Source organism: Streptomyces saintjeani (assembly GCF_055409605.1).
On sequence record NZ_CP189624.1, the window covers coordinates 4,477,133 to 4,495,147 of the forward strand.

The 18,015-nt window shown below is 70.6% G+C and carries 17 protein-coding genes, 2 tRNA genes and 1 riboswitch; of the genes, 9 read left to right on the plus strand and 10 right to left on the minus strand.

Annotated features, from left to right (window positions below; all coding sequences use genetic code 11):
* The first annotated feature begins 432 nt into the window (after positions 1-432).
* Together ACQCO7_RS20245 and lhgO are read left to right on the plus strand one after the other, a co-directional pair.
* A complete protein-coding gene (locus ACQCO7_RS20245) occupies positions 433-1,851 on the plus strand; it encodes a hypothetical protein (RefSeq protein ID WP_010352040.1) in 1,419 nt (472 codons plus the stop codon).
* Positions 1,852-1,913: 62 nt separating this feature from the next.
* Positions 1,914-3,134, plus strand: coding sequence for an L-2-hydroxyglutarate oxidase (gene lhgO / locus ACQCO7_RS20250; protein WP_464077247.1), 1,221 nt, complete (start codon positions 1,914-1,916; stop codon positions 3,132-3,134).
* Positions 3,135-3,199: 65 nt separating this feature from the next.
* Here lhgO and ACQCO7_RS20255 read toward each other — a convergent pair whose 3' ends face one another.
* Together ACQCO7_RS20255 and ACQCO7_RS20260 are read right to left on the minus strand one after the other, a co-directional pair.
* Positions 3,200-3,409, minus strand: coding sequence for a DUF397 domain-containing protein (locus tag ACQCO7_RS20255; RefSeq protein ID WP_464073190.1), 210 nt, complete (start codon positions 3,407-3,409; stop codon positions 3,200-3,202).
* Entirely contained in the window at positions 3,406-4,224 is an 819-nt protein-coding gene (locus tag ACQCO7_RS20260) for a helix-turn-helix domain-containing protein (RefSeq protein WP_464073191.1), read from the minus strand. Before ACQCO7_RS20260 ends, ACQCO7_RS20255 begins: the two co-directional genes overlap by 4 nt.
* A gap of 125 nt (positions 4,225-4,349) precedes the next feature.
* Between ACQCO7_RS20260 and tgmA the strand changes: the two genes are divergently transcribed.
* Genes tgmA through ACQCO7_RS20285 form a run of 5 tightly spaced genes read left to right on the plus strand, consistent with a single transcriptional unit; the run spans position 4,350 to position 8,944 of the window.
* Positions 4,350-4,616 (plus strand): putative ATP-grasp-modified RiPP, encoded by a 267-nt coding sequence (gene tgmA / locus ACQCO7_RS20265; protein WP_464073192.1) that lies wholly within the window; start codon positions 4,350-4,352, stop codon positions 4,614-4,616.
* A 1-nt stretch (position 4,617) separates the two neighbouring features.
* Complete coding sequence (tgmB, locus tag ACQCO7_RS20270; RefSeq protein WP_464073193.1) at positions 4,618-5,577, plus strand: ATP-grasp ribosomal peptide maturase; 960 nt, start codon at positions 4,618-4,620, stop codon at positions 5,575-5,577.
* Positions 5,574-6,725, plus strand: coding sequence for an ATP-grasp peptide maturase system methyltransferase (gene tgmC, locus ACQCO7_RS20275; RefSeq protein WP_464073194.1), 1,152 nt, complete (start codon positions 5,574-5,576; stop codon positions 6,723-6,725). The genes tgmB and tgmC overlap by 4 nt, the downstream gene beginning before the upstream one ends.
* 41 nt (positions 6,726-6,766) lie before the next feature.
* Positions 6,767-7,573 (plus strand): tRNA (guanosine(46)-N7)-methyltransferase TrmB, encoded by an 807-nt coding sequence (gene trmB, locus ACQCO7_RS20280; RefSeq protein ID WP_464073195.1) that lies wholly within the window; start codon positions 6,767-6,769, stop codon positions 7,571-7,573.
* A gap of 48 nt (positions 7,574-7,621) precedes the next feature.
* On the plus strand, positions 7,622-8,944 hold the full coding sequence (locus ACQCO7_RS20285; RefSeq protein ID WP_464073196.1) for a PrsW family intramembrane metalloprotease: 1,323 nt from the start codon (positions 7,622-7,624) through the stop codon (positions 8,942-8,944).
* A 168-nt stretch (positions 8,945-9,112) separates the two neighbouring features.
* Here ACQCO7_RS20285 and ACQCO7_RS20290 read toward each other — a convergent pair whose 3' ends face one another.
* The 5 genes from ACQCO7_RS20290 to ACQCO7_RS20310 form a co-directional block, all read right to left on the minus strand.
* Positions 9,113-10,060 (minus strand): aldo/keto reductase, encoded by a 948-nt coding sequence (locus ACQCO7_RS20290; RefSeq protein WP_464073197.1) that lies wholly within the window; start codon positions 10,058-10,060, stop codon positions 9,113-9,115.
* Positions 10,061-10,171: 111 nt separating this feature from the next.
* Entirely contained in the window at positions 10,172-11,167 is a 996-nt protein-coding gene (locus ACQCO7_RS20295) for a M23 family metallopeptidase (RefSeq protein ID WP_464073198.1), read from the minus strand.
* Between the two features lie 9 nt (positions 11,168-11,176).
* A riboswitch (cyclic di-AMP (ydaO/yuaA leader) is annotated at positions 11,177-11,334 on the minus strand.
* A gap of 242 nt (positions 11,335-11,576) precedes the next feature.
* A tRNA-Met gene (locus ACQCO7_RS20300) sits at positions 11,577-11,650 on the minus strand.
* A 50-nt stretch (positions 11,651-11,700) separates the two neighbouring features.
* A complete protein-coding gene (locus ACQCO7_RS20305) occupies positions 11,701-12,915 on the minus strand; it encodes an alginate lyase family protein (protein ID WP_464073199.1) in 1,215 nt (404 codons plus the stop codon).
* 41 nt (positions 12,916-12,956) lie between these two features.
* On the minus strand, positions 12,957-14,063 hold the full coding sequence (locus ACQCO7_RS20310; RefSeq protein ID WP_464073200.1) for a dihydrofolate reductase family protein: 1,107 nt from the start codon (positions 14,061-14,063) through the stop codon (positions 12,957-12,959).
* Positions 14,064-14,169: 106 nt separating this feature from the next.
* On the opposite strand from ACQCO7_RS20310, the gene ACQCO7_RS20315 reads away from it, so the two are divergent.
* Entirely contained in the window at positions 14,170-14,670 is a 501-nt protein-coding gene (locus ACQCO7_RS20315) for a MarR family winged helix-turn-helix transcriptional regulator (protein ID WP_464073201.1), read from the plus strand.
* A gap of 130 nt (positions 14,671-14,800) precedes the next feature.
* A complete protein-coding gene (locus tag ACQCO7_RS20320; protein ID WP_464073202.1) occupies positions 14,801-15,430 on the plus strand; it encodes a GTP cyclohydrolase II in 630 nt (209 codons plus the stop codon).
* A 198-nt stretch (positions 15,431-15,628) separates the two neighbouring features.
* Here the strand turns inward: ACQCO7_RS20320 and ACQCO7_RS20325 are convergent, their stop codons facing one another.
* The 3 genes from ACQCO7_RS20325 to ACQCO7_RS20335 all read right to left on the minus strand — a co-directional run bounded on the left by ACQCO7_RS20325 (position 15,629) and on the right by ACQCO7_RS20335 (position 17,668).
* Entirely contained in the window at positions 15,629-15,781 is a 153-nt protein-coding gene (locus ACQCO7_RS20325; protein ID WP_464073203.1) for a hypothetical protein, read from the minus strand.
* Between the two features lie 307 nt (positions 15,782-16,088).
* Positions 16,089-16,161: transfer RNA gene (locus ACQCO7_RS20330), tRNA-Lys, on the minus strand.
* An 88-nt stretch (positions 16,162-16,249) separates the two neighbouring features.
* A complete protein-coding gene (locus tag ACQCO7_RS20335; RefSeq protein ID WP_464077248.1) occupies positions 16,250-17,668 on the minus strand; it encodes an amino acid permease in 1,419 nt (472 codons plus the stop codon).
* Positions 17,669-18,015: the final 347 nt, after the last annotated feature.

The window sequence follows — 18,015 nt, forward strand, 5'->3', positions numbered from 1 at the left end:
ATCCGTAGCGTGACGCGGCGGTTGCCGAAGCTTCCGGGAACGCCGCGCACACGCTCCGTACACGGCCCGCACGACCCTGTGCGAGCGCGCGATCCGGGAGACGGAGTTCGCCCCCCGGACCGTCCCGCCGCCCGCGGGGATGTAGGCGGCGGTGTCCCCCAGCCCACTGGATCCAGTACAGCGGGCCGACCCACGCATCGCCCATCGAAGCGCTCCCGCGATGGCCGGAGAAGAGCGCACGCACAGGCGCACGGCCACACAGCGGGAGCACATCGCGACGGACCGCTACGGAGCCCGCACTTCCGTACGGGCAACAATCCCGCCAACCGGAACAATGCCTCTTAACGCTTGGGATGCGGCGAACTACGCTGGGTTTACGAATGCCGCATGGTTATGCCAGCGCGGCAGCCGTCTGTGTCGAGGGGTGGCGCAATGTCCAGGGAGCAACGCGGGCCGAACGAAAAACTCGGCGCCGTTCTCGCCCTCGCGGGAATCAGCAACGCGGGGCTCGCGCGCCGCGTCAACGACTTAGGCGCGCAACGAGGGTTGACGCTGCGCTACGACAAGACGTCGGTCGCGCGCTGGGTGTCGAAGGGGATGGTCCCCCAGGGGGCCGCGCCGCACCTCATCGCCGCCGCGATCGGCCAGAAGCTCGGCCGGCCCGTCCCGCTGCACGAGATCGGCCTCGCCGACGCCGATCCCGCGCCCGAGGTGGGCCTCGCCTTCCCCCGGGACGTCGGCCAGGCCGTGCGCTCCGCGACCGAGCTGTACCGGCTCGACCTCGCGGGCAGGCGCGCGGGCTCCGGCGGCATCTGGCAGTCCCTCGCGGGCTCGTTCGCCGTCAGCGCGTACGCGACGCCCGCCTCCCGGTGGCTCATAACCCCGGCCGACAGCTCCGTGGCCCGCGAGGCGCCCCTCGCGGAGAGCGCGCCGGTGAAAGTCGGCCACAGCGACGTCCGCAAGCTCCGGGAGGCCGCCGAGGACGCGCGCCGCTGGGACTCCAAGTACGGCGGCGGCGACTGGCGTTCGTCCATGGTGCCCGAGTGCCTGCGCGTGGAGGCCGCGCCGCTGCTCCTGGGCGCGTACTCCGACGAGGTCGGCCGCGCGCTCTTCGGCGCCACCGCCGAACTCACCCGCCTCGCCGGGTGGATGGCCTTCGACACCGGCCAGCAGGAGGCCGCCCAGCGGTACTACATCCAGGCGCTGCGCCTCGCGCGCGCGGCGGCCGACGTCCCCCTCGGGGGCTACGTCCTCGCCTCGATGTCCCTCCAGGCCACCTACAGAGGCTTCGGCGACGAGGGCGTCGACCTCGCGCAGGCCGCCCTGGAGCGCAACCGCGGCCTCGCGACCGCGCGCACGATGAGCTTCTTCCGGCTCGTGGAGGCCCGCGCGCACGCCCGCGCGGGCGACGCACACGCCGCCGGTGCGGCGTTGAGGGCCGCCGAAGGGTGGCTGGAGCGCGCGCGCGAGGGCGACAGCGACCCCTCCTGGCTCGGCTTCTACTCCTACGACCGGTTCGCCGCCGACGCCGCCGAGTGCTACCGCGACCTCAAGGCGCCCCGCCAGGTCCGCCGGTTCACCGAACAGGCCCTCTCCCAGCCCACCGAGGAGTTCGTCCGCTCCCACGGCCTGCGCCTCGTCGTCTCCGCCGTCGCCGAGCTGGAGTCCGGCAACCTCGACGCGGCCTGCGAGCAGGGCGTGCGCGCGGTCGAGGTCGCCGGCCGCATCTCCTCCGTCCGCACCACCGAGTACGTCAAGGACCTGCTCCACCGCCTGGAGCCGTACGGCGACGAGCCGCGCGTCGTGGAACTCCGCGAGCGGGCCCGGCCGCTGCTGATGACACCGGCGTAGATCTCTTCCGGGATCACGTTTGAGGGCGTTGTCAGTGGCGCAGTGCACTATCGAGAGTGGAGGTGGTGCTCGTGTCCGGTGGGGTTCCGTACGACTGTGACGTGCTCGTCGTCGGGGGTGGCATCGTCGGCCTGGCCACCGCGTACGCCGTCAGCCGTGCCGCCCCCGGGACCAAGGTCACCGTCCTGGAGAAGGAGACCGGGCCCGCGCGCCACCAGACCGGGCACAACAGCGGCGTCATCCACAGCGGGATCTACTACCGGCCGGGCTCCCTGAAGGCCCAATACGCCGTCCAGGGCGGCGCCGAGATGGTCAAGTTCTGCGCCGAGTACGGGATCGCCCACGAGGTCACCGGCAAGCTGATCGTCGCGACCGACCGCGCCGAACTGCCCCGGCTGCACGCCCTGGTCCAGCGCGGGCGCGAGAACGGCATCTCCGTCCGCGAACTCGGCGGCTCCCAGATCCAGGAGTACGAGCCCGAGGTGCGCGGGCTCGCCGCGATCCATGTCGGCTCCACCGGCATCTGCGACTACGGGGGTGTCGCCCGCGCCCTCGCGGACGCCTCCGGCGCGGAGATCCGGTACGGGGCCGAGGTCGTCCGGGTGGACCGGCGCGCGCATCGGGGGGTCGCCGTCCTGACCTCGCGCGGCGACGTCGTCCGCGGGCGCGTGCTCGTCAACTGCGCCGGGCTGTACTGCGACACGCTGGCCCGCATGACGGGCGACGTGCCGTCGGTCCGCATCGTCCCGTTCCGGGGCGAGTACTACGAACTGACGCGTCCCTCCCTGGTCCGGGGCCTGGTCTACCCCGTCCCCGACCCGGCGTTCCCCTTCCTCGGCGTCCACTTGACCCGGGGCATCGACGGCGACGTCCACGTCGGCCCCAACGCCGTTCCCGCGCTCGCCCGCGAGGGGTACGGGTGGGGGGTGGTCCGGGGTTCCGAACTCGCCGGGACCCTGACCTGGCCCGGGACTTGGCGCCTGGGTCGACGCCATTGGCGCTACGGCGCGGGCGAGATCCGGCGCTCCCTGTCGAAGGCCGCCTTCGTCGACGCCGTACGCCGCATGCTGCCAGGCGTCGAGGAGTCCGACCTCGTGCGGGGCGGCGCGGGGGTGCGGGCGCAGGCCGTCCTGCGGGACGGGGGGCTGGTGGACGACTTCCTGATCCAGGAGGGGGCTCGGGCGGTACATGTCCTCAACGCGCCCTCACCTGCGGCTACGGCTTCACTGCCGATCGGGAGAGAGGTGGCGCGGAGGGCGTTGGGGGTGCTGGAGGGGGTGTGAGGGGGGAGGCGGGGCTGGCGTTCTGTGGGTGAGGATCGGCCCTGAAGGAGCTGAGGGAGGGCTTACTACACGCCGGTGTTGCCGGCCAAGGCGATGAGGCCGGTGAAGGCCGCGCGGGTCAGCGTGAGGTGGGGGCCGTCGGGGGACTTGCTGTCGCGGACCTTGAACTCGCCTGTCGTACGGGCGTGTTCGGGGGCCCACTCAAGGCACTCACCGCCGTTGTTGCCGCTGTACGAAGAGGCACGCCAACCACTCTGCGGGGCAGTGGAGTTCATGAGTAACAGTCCTTCAGAACGAAGTCGATCAGGGTGGCTGTCTCGTCCAGCGACGCGGCGATGGCCGTAATCAGATCATAGGCTTCGCGGGCCTGCCGGACATCGTCCGATTCCAGCAGGACGTACCCCTGCGGGTAGCCATCCACATGCACCGCGTCGGGTCCGTCGCTGAAGGACAACAGGCCGAACGGACTGGGGTAGCCGTGATACAGCCCCTTGTCGGGGATGATCTGCACCCGGTTACGCGGAACCTCCGCCAGAGCCCGCAGATGATCGAGCTGCCCTCGCATCACCGCCGAGTCGCCGACCCGGTTCCTCAACGCAGCCTCGCCGATGATCACCCACAGCCGCGCGGGCGTGTCCTCGCGGTGCAGGATCTTCTGGCGGCTCATCCGCGCCGCCACCAACTCCTCCAGGTTCTCCGGACGCCCGGTCCGCAACACCGCTCGCGCGTACTCCGGCGTCTGCGCCAGGCCGGGCACGAGCTGGGGATGGAACATCCGCACCCAGATCGCCTTCTCCTCCAGCGTGACGTACGGCAGGAACCAGTCGGGGTGCCCGAGATTGACGAGCCTCGCCCGCAGGCGGACGTACACCCCCGGCGTCCCCGCGACCCTGTCCACCGCCATCGCAAAGGACTCCGACGCCAGGACCTGCCCGCCCTCAATCTTGCAGACCTGCGCCGCCCCGTATTTCAGCTCCTTCGCGAACTCGGCCTGCGACATCCCCAACGCCTCGCGGAGCGCCTTGACTTCGTTGCCGAAGTATTCGGCCGCGTTGGCAGGCACACCGTCCCGACCGGGCACTTCGCTCATGCGTGCCATCAACTCCTCGGATTTCCAACGCTGTTGGAATGCCTCTAGATCTTCCGAGCGTACGCCACCCCGGTTCACTATGTGATCGATACGACACAGAGAGTCAAGACCCGCGAAGGAGCACCGTGCCTACCTCGACCCCCTGGGGCGTACGGCGATTGGCGCTGTATCCCGAAGTCAGCCAAGTCCCCTACATCCGAACCGAGTTGGACCCGGAGACGCAGACGACCCGCTACTTCGACGCGGACGGCACCCGTGTCGACATGGGCAACAAGCACGGCACCGGCACGACCACCGCCGGCCAGACCTCGACCTCGTCCGACGGCGGCGGCCCCAACCCGCCCCCGCCCTCGGACTCCGACCTCACCGAAGACTCCGACTCCGACGCCTGACATGACCGACGCGCCTGTTCTCGTCGTCACGGCGCTCGGCGATGTCACGGCCGACCTGGTGCTGGACGAGCTCTACGGCCGGGGCGTCCCGGCCATACGGCTCGACCCCGCAGCCGACTTCGCGCACACCGCCGGCATGAGCGCCCGTATCGAGCGAGGCTCCTTCACCGGCGAGATCACCACCTCGACCCGGCACCTCGACCTGTCGAACGTCCGCTCCGTCTACTGGCGTCGCCCCACCCCCTTCGGCCATACACAGGAGCCCCCCGAGCAGCAGTTCACGATCGAGCAGTCACGCCACGGCTACACCGGAGTCCTGTACGCACTTCCAGGAACCCTGTACGTCAACCACCCCGCGCGAAACCGCGACGCCGAGAACAAGGCGCTCCAACTCGCCACGGCCGCCCGCCTGGGCTTCGCGGTCCCCGACACCCTGATCACGAACGTCCCGCAGGACGCCGCAAGGTTCACGGCCGAACACGGGACCGTGATCTACAAGCCCGTACACCGGGTCCACCTCGCCTGCGAGGACGGCCGTAACCGAACCGTCTGGGTACGCCCCGTCCAGGCGGGCGAACTGGACGACTCGATCGCCCGATGCCCGCACCTCTTCCAGGCATGCGTCCCGAAGACCGCCGACGTCCGCCTGGCCATGGTCGGAGACAAGGCCTTCGCGAGCCGCATCGAGACCGCCGGTGATCACCTCGACTGGCGTCAGGACCAGAGCCTGATCACCTGCACGCCCCTGTCTGTCCCCCGCCCCGTCCGCGACGCCGCACGCGCCTTCCTTCACGCGTTCGGGCTCCACTTCGGCGCTTTCGACTTCGCCCTCGACGCCGAGGACAGATGGTGGTTCCTCGAATGCAACCCCAACGGGCAGTGGGCGTTCGTCGACGGCACCACCATCCACGCCATCACGAGCGCCATCGCCGACACCCTCCAGAAGGGCGCCCCCGCATGACCCACGAGACGTCCGCCGGACTACGTCACCGCCTCGTCGAACAACTCGTCTCCGACGGTGAACTGCACGACCCCGACGTACGCCGAGCAGCCGAAGCCGTCCCCCGTGAGGTGTTCCTCGGCAGCGCGGTCTACCAGCAGGGCAACTCCCCGAAGGGCACGGTCTGGACACCCGTCCGCCGAGCCGACACCCCGGACGGCGAGTGGCTGCGCCTCGCCTACCAGAACCAGACCTGGGTGACCCAGATCGACGGCGTACTCGCCGAGCACGCCCCCGGCCCCCTCACCGGAAGCCCGACCTCGTCCTCGACCCTCCCCGGCCTGGTCCTGCGGATGATCGAGCAGGCCGGCATCAGGCCCGGCAGACGCGTACTCGTGATCGGCACCGGAACCGGCCTCTCCACCGCCTACATCACCGAAATCACCGGCGCCGAGAACGTGACCTCGGTCGAGACGGACCCCGACGCCGCCGAGCGTGCCCGCAGGGCCCTCACCGCGACCGGCCACACCCCGACCCTCGTCACCGCCGACGGCCTGCGCGGCCATGCCCCCCGCGCCCCGTACGACGTCGTCATCGCGTTCTGCGCGATGCGGTACGTCCCGTACGAACTGCTCCGCCAGATCGCCCCCGGCGGCACCCTCCTCGTCACCCTCTCCGGTTGGAGCTTCGCGCACGGGCTCGTCCGGGTCACGGTCGACGAGGACGGCGGCGCGGAGGGCCGCTTCCTGCCCGGATACACCTCGTTCATGATCGCGCGCCCGCACGACCGCCCACCGCACGGCGTCTTCGACCTGCTGCCCGGCGACGAACGCCCGAGCCGTATCGACCCGGCCCTCCTCGACGACTGGACCGGCAGGTTCGTCGCCCAGCTCGCCGCGCCCTCAGCGGAACGCCTCGGTATGGGCGCCGGGCAAGTACTCCTCGACATCGCCACCGGCTCCCAGGCCAGAACCCGCGCCGACGGCGACGGCTGGACCGTGACCCAGCGCGGCCCCCTCCCCCTCTGGGACAGCGTCGAGGACGCGATCACCGCCTGGCAGGCCCACGGCTCACCCCACCTCGCCGCGTTCGGCATGACCATCACCCCGGACGGCCAGCGCGTCTGGCTCGGCGCACCGGACGGCCCGAGCTGGGCGCTGCCCGTCTGAGGCGCGTCCCCGCAGACACCCTCGCGTAAAATCGACGTACTGTGTACGAATCCCTGAACCCCAGCCCCGAGCCGGAGACCCCCGGCCCCGAAGCCTGCCATGCCCGCCCCAAAGGCGAACCCCGCTTCCCCGACGGCCCCAAGGCCGACCCCGCCGGATCACACTTCGAGCGGCGGATCCGGAGTTTCCAGCCGCGCCGCAGCCGGGTGACGACGGGGCAGGCGGACGCGTTGCAGCGGCTGTGGTCGCGGTGGGGGATCGACATCGACGGGCATGCCGTCGACCTGAGCGAGCTGTACGGGGACGAGCGTCCCGTCGTCCTGGAGATCGGGTTCGGGATGGGCGAGGCGACGGCGACGATGGCCGCCGCCGATCCTGGCACGAACGTGCTCGCCGTGGACGTACACACCCCCGGCCAGGGCAACCTCCTCAACCTCGCAGAGCGCAGCGGGCTGACCAACGTCCGGGTCGCCAACGGGGACGCGATCATCCTGCTGCGGGAGATGCTGAAGCCGGACGCGCTGGACGGGCTGCGCGTGTACTTCCCGGACCCGTGGCCGAAGAAGCGGCACCACAAACGGCGGCTGATCCAGGCGGAGTTCCTCGACCTGGCGGCGACGAGGCTGCGGCCCGGGGCGGTCGTGCACTGCGCGACGGACTGGGAGCCGTACGCAGAGCAGATGCTCGAAGTCCTGGACGCGCACCCGGAGTTCGAGAACACGCAGGCGGACGGCGGGTTCGCGCCTCGGCCGGCTTTCCGTCCGCTGACGCGCTTCGAGGGCCAGGGGATCGAGAAGGGCCACGTGGTACGGGACTTGCTGTTCCGCAGGGTCGGGCATCGCCGGTAGGGCAGACGCACCATCGCGGCGGAACCCAACCCTCGTTATGGTCATGACGTGTCGACCAGTGCCGCGTACCCGCCCGTCCCTCACCCTCCGATACCGCGCCCCCGCTGGTGGCGACGCCCCTCCGTGCGGTACGCCGCGCTGATCACCCTCCTCGCGGTCTCCGGCGTCGTCATCCTCGCGCTGGTCCGTGAACAGACCGGCACCCGGGGCCTGTTGGTGGGGCTCGGACTGGCCGTCTTTCCCGTGCCCCTCCTCGTCACCGCGTTCCGCTGGCTGGACCGCGTGGACCCCGCCCCCTGGCGGAACATGGTCTTCGCGTTCGCCTGGGGCGCCTGCGCGGCGACGCTGATCGCGATCGTGGCGAACACGTTCACGACGCAGTGGATAGCGAACACGACGGCGGACCCGGACGGCGCGGACACCCTCGGCGCCACCCTGATCGCGCCGATCGTCGAGGAGTCGGCCAAGGCCGCGGCCGTCCTGCTCGTCTTCCTGTTCCGCAGGCGGCAGTTCACCGGCCTCGTCGACGGCGTCGTCATCGCGGGAACCGCGGCGGCCGGGTTCGCGTTCACCGAGAACATCCTCTATCTGGGCTCGGCGTACGGCACGGACCGGATCGCCGGCGACGCCGTGTCCGTGACGGCGGCGACGTTCTTCGTACGGGTGATCATGTCCCCGTTCGCGCACCCCCTGTTCACGGTCTTCACCGGCATCGGCTTCGGCCTCTCCGCACTCACGGTCGGCGCCCGCCGGGTACGCCGGGTCCTGTTCCCCCTGACCGGCCTGGTCCTCGCGATGGGCATGCACTCCCTGTGGAACGGCTCCGCGCACTTCGGCGCGCTCGGCTTCTTCGTCGTGTACGGCGTGTTCATGGTCCCGGTGTTCGGCCTCCTGACCTGGCTGGTCATCTGGACCCGCCAACGCGAACTCCGCTACCTGCGCGAGGAACTCCCGCCGTACGTAGCGGCGGGCTGGCTCTCCCCGGCCGAACCCTTCGCCCTCGCCTCGATGAAGGCGCGACGGATCGCCCGCGACTACGCGACGCACTACCTGGGCAAGCCGGCGGCGAAAACCCTCGCGGAGTACGAATCGACGGCGCTGGCGCTGGCCCAACTCCGCCGCCGGGGCCGCCTGGGCCACGCCCCCACGGACTTCGTGGCCCGGGAACAACACCTGCTGACGACACTCTGGACGGCCCGCACGACAACTCGCCCGGCCTTGGAGTACGCGGCTCGCGCGACGGCTCCGGTGATGCCAGTGGCTCTGCCTTGGCAGCAGCAGCCTTGGCAGCCGCCGGTGACGTGGCAGCAGCCGACGGCGTATGGGGTGCCGGTGGGGCAGTATCCGCCGTATGGGGGCTACCGGGCTTAGGGGAAGGCCCCTGAGGGGCCCACCCACCTCTTTTCAGCCCGTCCGGCGCTTGAGGACGAGGCCCTTCGGGCCGAACGGGGTCCAGGGGCGGAGCCCCTGGCGGGGTCGAAGGGGTGGAACCCCTGGGGATGGGAAGGGTAGGGGCGGCGGGGACGAGGAAACCCACCCCTACGCCGAAGCCTCCGTGAGCCGCCCCACCTCCGCCTCCGTCAGCTCCAGCTCCGCCACCGCCAGCAGCGCCGGAAGCTGCTCCACCACCCGCGCGGAAGCGATCGGCGCCGCGACCGTCGGCTGAGCGGCGAGCCACGCCAGCGCGACCGTCGCGACCTCGGCCCCCCGAGCCTGCGCGACCTCGTCGAGAGCCGCGAGGACCTTCACTCCCCGCTCGGACTCCAGGTGCTTGCCGGCACCGCCGGCGGCACGCGCGCCCTCGACCACCGCACCCGGCCGGTACTTGCCCGTGAGGAAGCCGGACGCCAGCGCGAAGTAGGGGACGGCGGCAAGCCCCGCCTGGGAGACGACGTCCTGGAGGGAACCTTCGTACGTGTCGCGGGAGACGAGGTTGTAGTGCGGCTGGATCGCGACGTACCGGGCGAGGCCCTCGCGGTCGGAGAAGTCGAGGGACTCGCGCAGGCGGTCGGCGGAGATGTTGGACGCGGCGATGTGCCGGACCTTGCCCGCCTTCACGAGTTCGTCGAGCGCGCCGATGATCTCCTCGACCGGCGTGTCCGGCTGGTCGAAGTGCGTGTAGTAGAGGTCGATGTGGTCGGTGCCGAGGCGCTTCAGGGAGGCGTCCGCCGCCGCCTTGATGTTGTCCCCGGAGAGCCCCTTGAACTCGGGGTGCTGGCTGACCTTGGTCGCGATGACGACGTCGTCCCGGTTGCCGCGCGAGGCGACCCACCTGCCGATGATGGCCTCGGACTCGCCGCCGCTGTTGCCGTCGACCCACGCGGAGTAGGCGTCGGCGGTGTCGACGAAGTTGCCGCCGGCCGCGGCGTACGCGTCGAGGACGGCGAAGGAGGCCGCCTCGTCGGCGGTCCAGCCGAAGACGTTGCCGCCGAGGGAGAGGGGGAAGACTTCGAGGTCGGAGGAGCCGAGCGGGCGCAGAGTAGTCATGTTCTACGTCAACGGCGGTCCCGGACGGACACATTCCGCGACGACCGCAAAGTTCCGGTCAGAAAGAAGGCCGCCCCGAACACCGAGGCGGCCCGGATTCCTACGACGACCTCACGGGTTCAGCCCGTTGCCCCGCAGCCAGGCCATCGGGTCGATCCCGGTCGCGGCCCCATCGGGGTGCACCTCCAGGTGCAGGTGCGCCCCGGTCACGTTCCCGGTGGCCCCGACCCGCCCGATGACATCGCCCGTACCGACCTTCTGGCCGACACTGACGCTGATCGACGACTGGTGGGCGTACCAGATCTGCGTGCCGTCATCCAGGGTGAGGATGGTGCGGTAGCCGTAGGACCCGGCGTACCCGGCCTCCGTGATGGTCCCGCTGTGGACGGCCTTGATGAGCGTCCCGGAGGGAGCCGCGAAGTCGAGCCCGGTGTGGTAGCCGGACGACCACAGCGCCCCGGACTGCCCGAACCGCGACGTGAGGGTGTACGACGAGGTCGGCAGCGTGTACTGCTTGGCGAGCTCGGCGAGCCGCGCCTCCTCGGCCTTGCGCTTGACGGCGGCGTCGGCCTCTTCCTTGGCGTCCTCGACGTTGGCCTGCGCGGCCTTGGCGGCCTTGGAGGCGGCCTCGGCCTCGGCGCGCTGGGCGGCGACCTTGGCCTGCTGCTCGGCCTGCGTCTGCTGGGACTCGGCCTGCGCGATGATCCGGCTGCGCAGCGCCTCGGCGGCGTCGGAGGACTCCTGGCCGGCCTCGGCGACGATGTTGCTGATCGGCGCGGGGTCCTTGGCCTGGTCGCCGTCGTCGGAGACGAGGGAGCCGACGCCGGGTATGTCGGCGACGTTGATGGAGACGGGCGCGTTGCCCGTGTTGGCGCTGGCCATGCCGCCCGCGCTGACGGCGGCGATGACGCCGACGCCGAGGACCGTGGAGCTGCGGGCGAAGCCGCCGCCACCGGTGCGCTGCTTGGCGACGCGGTGCTTGCCCTTGACCGGCGCGAGGGAGTCGGCGGTGGGGTTCCACTCCTCCCAGGGGCCCTCGTCCTCGGCGCGGTAGCCGCCGAACCCGAAGGTCGGCTTGGGGGTTTCCTGGGCAGTCGGGTTCGCCACGCGGGCGCACTCCTTTCCTTCCGCCGCCTACCGGGTTAGCTGACGGGTTCGGAGCGGGAAGGTCTCCTACGCGCGTAAACCGGCCGCTCGTGAGCGGTGGCGTCCGCGTGATTCACCCCAAGGTGGTGGTTCCCCGGTTCCCTCGCGGGATTCGGCGCGTGCGCACGGAGCCGTCTCTTGTGACGGCTGGGACAACCGTGCTGCGTTATCGAACGTTAATCGACCCGGGGGCCCGTTTCCAAGCCGTTCCTCTTGATCGACAAACATTTCTGGCCCGGGATTATTGGGTCAACCACAGGGAAAAACGGGCGAGTTGGGGTGCCGATGAGAACATCGCGATACAGAGAGTGATCGATTCCGGACAGAAAAGAACCGGGACCCTGTTTCCAGGATCCCGGTTCTTTTTCAGTAGCGGGGACAGGATTTGAACCTGCGACCTCTGGGTTATGAGCCCAGCGAGCTACCGAGCTGCTCCACCCCGCGCCGTTGGCTTAACTATAGGCAGACACAGGGCGGATCACCAAACCGGTTCGCTAGACCCCCGGATTACCCGCGTGCGTCAGCGTCTCCCAGGCCACGAACAGGTCGTCCGTACCGGCGGGCCGGTGCCGCTCCACCAGCCGGTGCGCCGCCGGGACGGACTCGCCGAGGCGGCCCTCCAGGTGGTTGACCAGGACCTCCAGGTCGGGGCCCATGTTCCGGTCGACCTTCCCGCCGCACAGCCACGCCGGGGCCTTCTCGCCCTCCTGGTAGCGCGCGTGCAGCTCGGCCGCCGCCTTCAGCCGGTCCTTGGCCTCGCCGTACAGGTCGACGCCCTGGTGCCAGGCCGTCTCCGCGATGTGCGAGGCCGCCGCCAGCGAGTACCCGGCGTGCTTGAAGTTGCGGCACGTCTCCTGGGAGACGCCGTCCTTGAACATCGTCTGCCCGAACCAGTACTTCGTGAGCTTCGCCGGGTCGTCGAGGCCGGCCTTGGCGGGCGCGATCGGAACCCTGCCGTCCTTCTCCAGATAGAAGTACGCCGGGACCCGCGCCCGGAACCTGCTCAGCGCCCGGTCGAAGACCTTGTGGTCGTTCGTGAACACCCCGATGCCGATCGCCGCGTCCGTCATCGCGAGGTCCCAGTTCCCGTTGTAGTCCGGGACTTCTCTCGTGACGACGGGGAGGTACGCGTTCCTCAGCATGTCCTCGAACCTGGTCACCCGGGCGTCCGGCCACCCCGCCCCCGGCGTGTGCCGGACGATCTCCGCCGCCCGCGCCCACGTCGAACCCGCCCACGCGGTCTGCAACCCGGCGTCGTCCTCCGTGTGCCGCCGGATCTTCCCCGACCAGGCGTCCATGATCTCCCGCGCCTTCACGGCGTGCGCCCGCTTGCCGGTCACCCGGAACAGCAGGGCCTGCGTGTACGCGGCGATCGCGTCCTGCCGCTCCTCCACACATCCGTGCGCGGGGCGGTTCGGCTGGTCGCCGCCGGGGCAGTCGACGCTCTCGTACGGCTCCGGCCGGTACTTGTACGAGCCGTACTTGCTGTCCCGCATGTCCAGGTAGGCGCGCAGCCAGGGCTGTTTGCCGGCGTGCACGTTCTCGCGGGCGACGTCGAGCTGGACGTCGTTCACGAGGACCCCCGGGTGCGTGAAGGACGCGTCCGGGGGGAGGGCTCGGGCCATCTGGCGGGTGCTGTCGGTGGACGTGGAGCAGGCGGCTAGGGCTGCGCCCAGGAGGAGGGCGGTTACGGCTTTGGCTGACCTCATGTGGGCAGCGTCACCGCCCGCCCGCACCCCCGCCAGTCGTATCACCCCAACAGATGACCATTCGGTGCCTTTGCCGCCTTCTCGTACTCCGGCAGCAGGACCACGTCCACCCCCGCGTCCCGCAGCAGCCCGTTCCCGTCCGCGTCCCGCACGAAGGTGTCCGGCTCGACCCACGCCGTCACCACCCGCCGCACCCCCGCGTCCAGGATCAGCCTCGCGCACGGCGCCGGCCGCGAGGCCCTCCGGGCGCAGGGCTCCAGGCTGGAGTACACCGTCGCCCCCGCCAGCCTCGGATCCGCCGGGTCCAGCTTCGCGAGCGCCGCCTCCTCGGCGTGGACGACGGTGTCGGCGCCCTCTCTCGAAAACCCGCGCGCCATCTCCGTACCGTCCCGCGCGACGATCACCGCGCCGACGCTGAAGGCGGTCTCCGAGGGCGGGCAGAGTGCGGCGAGGTCGCAGGCGAGGGCCAGCCAGTGGTGGTCGGCCGGGGTCACACCCGGCCGGTACCGCATCAGGACGACGTCCTCGATCTGCCGCGTCTCGATCAGCCGGAGCCGGCTGCGCTCGTACTCGCCGGGCCCGAACAGCCGGGGCGCCTTCGGGTCCCCGACGAACAACGGGGCCACCACGAGCTGGAGTTCATCGGCCAGACCCGCCTGGATGAGCTGTGTGTGGACCGTGCCCCCGCCCTCGACCATGAGCCGCCGGACGCCGCGCTCGTAGAGGTCCGTGAGCAGCCGGTGCCAGTCCAGCTCCGGGCCCAGGGGTACGACGTCGGCGCCGATCCCGAGTCCTGCGATGCGCTGGGCGCCCAGGTCCGTCGTATAGACGGCCTTCTCCCCGCCGGTGTGCCAGAACCTGGCGTCGGGGTCGAGGTCCCCGGACGCCGTGACCGTCACCTTCAGGGGGTACTCGGCGCGGCCCTCGGCGACGCGGGCGGCGCGGCGGTCCTCGGAGTAGACGAGGAGGCGCGGGTTGTCGGCGCGGATCGTGCCGGCGCCGATCAGGATCGCGTCGACGGAGGCGCGGACCGCGTCGACGCGGTCGAAGTCGGCGGGGCCGGAGAGGAGGAGGCGGTCGGGGGCGGTGTCGTCGAGGTAGCCGTCGAGGGAGACGGCGGCGGAGAGGAGGACGTACGGGTAGGGCATCGGTGCGGTCTCCCCAGGCTCGTATGGCTGACGCTCGGTTCACGTGGCTGCGTGGTTCACGTGGCTGACGCTTGGTTCAAGTTTGAAACAAAACTACACTGGTCGTATGACGACCCGCTGGCTCAGTCCCGACGAGATGCGCGCCTGGCGCGCGTACGTCTCCGCGCTGTTCCTGGTGGAGGACGCGCTCGACCGGCAGCTCCAGCAGGACGCCGGGATGCCGCACCTCTACTACTCCATCCTCGCCAACCTCTCCGACGCTCCGGAACACCGCATGCGCATGACGGACCTCGCCGAGAGTACGAAGATCACGCGCAGCCGTCTGACGTATGCCGTGACTCGGCTGGAAAAGGACGGTCTGGTCCGGCGCGAGCAGTGCCGGTGGGACAAGCGGGGGAGCGTCGCGGCGCTCACCGAGGAGGGGCTGACGATCCTGGAGCGCACCGCGCCGGGCCATGTCGAGACGGTCCGCTCGGTGCTGTTCGACCAGCTCACGGAGGAACAGGTGGGCCAGCTGGAGGAGATCAGCCGGCGGATCGCGGAGGGGTTCGAGGGGGAGGAGGTGCCGTGGCGGCGGAGGTCGTCGGGGTGCGAAGGCGTCACGTGACGTACGTCAAAACCAGTTGCTTCAACTTTAAAACGAGGAGTAGGGTCGGGAACCGAGCATCTGCTTCAAATCTGAAGCAACTGAAGCGGGTGCCTTTCTGAGCCACCCGCCCCGGCCCCCGGAGACCCGCATGACCGACTTCCCCGCCGCCACGCCGCGCTCCCGCGTCCGGGTCCCGCTGCGCTTCGCCGACGGCTACGGCGTCGACGCCGAGATCGTCACCTTCGACGGCCTCACCGACGGCCAGGAGCACATCGCCCTCGTCCTCGGCGACCCCGGCTCCGGCACCCCCCTGGTCCGCCTCCACTCGGAGTGCCTCACCGGCGACGTCTTCGGCTCGGCCCGCTGCGACTGCGGCCCGCAGCTGCGCGAGGCGGTGGAACGCATAGCGGAGACGGGCGGCGTGCTCCTGTACCTCCGCCAGGAGGGCCGGGGCATCGGCCTCTACAACAAGCTCGACGCGTACGCCCTTCAGGACCAGGGCCTCGACACGTACGAGGCGAACAAGGCGCTGGGCCTTCCGGAGGACGGCCGCGACTACACGGCCGCCGCGCAGATGCTGGCCGCCCTCGGCATCACGTCCCTCGACCTCCTCTCCAACAACCCCGACAAGGCGGACCAGCTGCGGGGCCTGGGCATCGACGTCGCCCACCGCGTCCCCACCGGCGTCTTCACGACTCCGCACAACGTCCGTTACCTCCGCGCGAAGGTCCTCCAGACGAGCCATACGCTGCCGCTGGCGGAGCTGAACGCGGGCTGATCACGAGCTGCCATGACGGTCACGCCCCTCGCGCCCCCGACCGGATCAGCCGTAGCCGCGCCGCAGGGCCACCACTCGGGTCCGTGCCCCTCGCGGACGTGTCCGCCGGAACCCGACCTGATCTGAACGCCCTCGGGGTCGGCGGTGAGGCGGTTGCGCCGGGCGCGCGGTGCCATGTCGTGTCGTACGCGTCGGGGGTCAGCGCGAGGGATGGGCGCCGTCCTCGGGCAGGTCGAGCAGAACACCGGGCCCGAGCGCCCACGCCTCGACCGTACGGGTCCGCACCCCACCCCCGTGCGGCAGCACCAGCGCCGCCCGAACCGGCCCGGCCTCAGCGCCGGTCTCCCGCACGAGCACGCCCCCTTGACGTTCCTGCCTCGGAATCGGAAGCGGCCTTCATGGCTGGCGCGGCCATTCTCGCAGCGGGCGGGGACGCTCAGGCACGATCCGCGAACGCCGCCGCCCGCACCACGGGATAGGGGTCCCGTCGAAGCGGACCCTCGGCTCCCCGGCAGCGCGCCCGTACGGCAGCTCCCGTACCCGGTCGGCGACGGACGGCGCCGCGCATTCGCCGAAAGCCCCGTCCACACCGAAGTGGGACTTCCCGGACACGACGAAGCCCCCGGCTCGATGACTTCCCGAGCCGGGGGCTGACACGTAGGCCCTGTGGGACTCGAACCCACAACCAATGGATTAAAAGTCCACTGCTCTGCCAATTGAGCTAAGGGCCCTGGCCGATGTTGCTCCCCGAGCATAGCCGCCCGAGGGCGTGTCGCCGATCGGGTATGGGGGACACGGCCGCGTCGGGGAGCGGAATCGTCAGGGTTGGGTGGGTTCTTGGCGGGGTCGGTCGGGGTTCAGGAACCAGTGGCGGGCCGAGGTCAGCCACCAGGTCGCCGCGAAGCCGAGGACGGCGAGGACCGCGATCGGGGCGTAGTTGAAGGTCTCCCAGGTGACGGGGGAGACCTGGGGGAGCATGAAGAGGACGGTGATGAAGACGACCCAGGTCACCGAGACCGTGCCGACGAGCGAGGACCAGCGGCCCAGGTGCCAGGGCCCCCGCTCGAACTCCGCCCCCTTCCGCAGCCGCAGGAACGTCGGGATCACGTACGCGATGTACAGCCCGATGACGGCGATGGACGTCACGGCCGCGTACGCCGTCTCGTTGATCAGGTAGGGCAGGCCCAGGACCAGCGCGCCGCCCGCCGCGAGCCAGACGGCGGCGACAGGGGTCCGCGTACGGGGGCTCACCGTGTGCCAGACGCGGGAGAACGGGAGCGCGCCGTCCCGCGAGAAGGCGTAGATCATGCGGGAGTTGGCGGTCACGGACGCCATGCCGCAGAAGAGCTGCGCGCCGATGACGACCAGCAGCAACAGCTTGCCGCCCGTCGCGCCGAGGGCGTCGAGGAGGATCTGGGCGGGGGGTACGCCGGTCTCGGAGTTCAGCTGCGCGTCGTACGACTGGATGGCGAAGGTGAAGCCGAGCAGGAGCACGAACCCGGCGATCCAGGAGGTCCAGATCGAGCGGACGATGCCCTGCGGGCCGGCGGTGGACGCGTCGTGCGTCTCCTCCGTCATGTGCGCGGAGGCGTCGTACCCGGTGAACGTGTACTGCGCCATCAGCAGCCCGAGCGCGACGACGTACACCCCGCTCCCCCACCCCGTGTTGTTGACGAACTCCCCGAAGACGAAGGACGCGGACTGGTGGTGGTCCGGCGCGAAGGTGAGCGCGCCGACGATGACCGCGACGCCGAGGACGTGCCACCAGACGCTGACGCTGTTCAGCAGCGCGACGATGCGCACGCCGAAGGTGTTGAGGAGGCCGTGCAGCAGCAGGATCGCCGCGAAGAGCAGGATCGTGCGGCCGGGAGTCACCTCGAAGCCGAACTGGAGGTTGAGGTACGCGCCGAGGAACGACGCCGCGCCGAAGTCGACGCCCGCGGTCACCGCGATCTGGCCGAGGACGTTGAACCAGCCGGTGAACCAGGCCCAGGCGGCGGCCGTACGCGGGGGCGCGAGGCGGTGCGCCCAGAAGTACAGGCCCGCCGAGGTCGGGTACGCCGAGCAGATCTCGGCCATCGCGAGGCCGACGAACAGGGTCATGAGCCCTACCGCGACCCAGCCCCAGGTGATGACGGCGGGGCCGCCGGTCTTCATGCCGAACGCGTAGAGGGTGAGACAGCCCGACAGCACCGAGATGATCGTGAAGGAGACGGCGTAGTTGGAGAACGCGGACATGCGGCGGGCGAGGACCTGGGTGTAGCCGAGCTGGGCCAGGCGCTCCTCGTCCGAGGCCGGGGAGGAGGCCGGGGAGGGACTCGGGGAGAGGGCCTGGGAGAGGGCCGGAGAGGGGCCCGGGGGTGGGGTCGAGCGCCGTTCGGCGGGTATGGCGGCGTCTTCTGTCATGCCCCCAGCAATTCCCTTCGCAGGGGCGTGACATGCGTCACGGGTGGCCGAAAACAGCGGCGGTGAGGCCGTCCGGGCATTGATTCGCGCGGTTCCCGGAGCCCGCTCGGGCCGCCGATCAAAGGCGGACGGCTCACATGATGGGGCTGTGACACAGGCTCTGAGCCGGAGCGGACGAT

Excerpts from the sequence above, each read along its gene's own strand:
- ACQCO7_RS20290 (WP_464073197.1), bottom strand. The coding sequence starts at position 10,060 with ATGACTACTCTGCGCCCGCTCGGCTCCTCCGACCTCGAAGTCTTCCCC.
- ACQCO7_RS20245 (WP_010352040.1), top strand. The coding sequence starts at position 433 with ATGTCCAGGGAGCAACGCGGGCCGAACGAAAAACTCGGCGCCGTTCTC.
- ACQCO7_RS20315 (WP_464073201.1), top strand. The coding sequence starts at position 14,170 with ATGACGACCCGCTGGCTCAGTCCCGACGAGATGCGCGCCTGGCGCGCG.
- ACQCO7_RS20255 (WP_464073190.1), bottom strand. The coding sequence starts at position 3,409 with ATGAACTCCACTGCCCCGCAGAGTGGTTGGCGTGCCTCTTCGTACAGC.
- ACQCO7_RS20310 (WP_464073200.1), bottom strand. The coding sequence starts at position 14,063 with ATGCCCTACCCGTACGTCCTCCTCTCCGCCGCCGTCTCCCTCGACGGC.
- ACQCO7_RS20320 (WP_464073202.1), top strand. The coding sequence starts at position 14,801 with ATGACCGACTTCCCCGCCGCCACGCCGCGCTCCCGCGTCCGGGTCCCG.
- tgmC (WP_464073194.1), top strand. The coding sequence starts at position 5,574 with ATGACCCACGAGACGTCCGCCGGACTACGTCACCGCCTCGTCGAACAA.
- tgmB (WP_464073193.1), top strand. The coding sequence starts at position 4,618 with ATGACCGACGCGCCTGTTCTCGTCGTCACGGCGCTCGGCGATGTCACG.
- ACQCO7_RS20305 (WP_464073199.1), bottom strand. The coding sequence starts at position 12,915 with ATGAGGTCAGCCAAAGCCGTAACCGCCCTCCTCCTGGGCGCAGCCCTA.
- ACQCO7_RS20260 (WP_464073191.1), bottom strand. The coding sequence starts at position 4,224 with ATGAGCGAAGTGCCCGGTCGGGACGGTGTGCCTGCCAACGCGGCCGAA.
- ACQCO7_RS20335 (WP_464077248.1), bottom strand. The coding sequence starts at position 17,668 with ATGTCCGCGTTCTCCAACTACGCCGTCTCCTTCACGATCATCTCGGTG.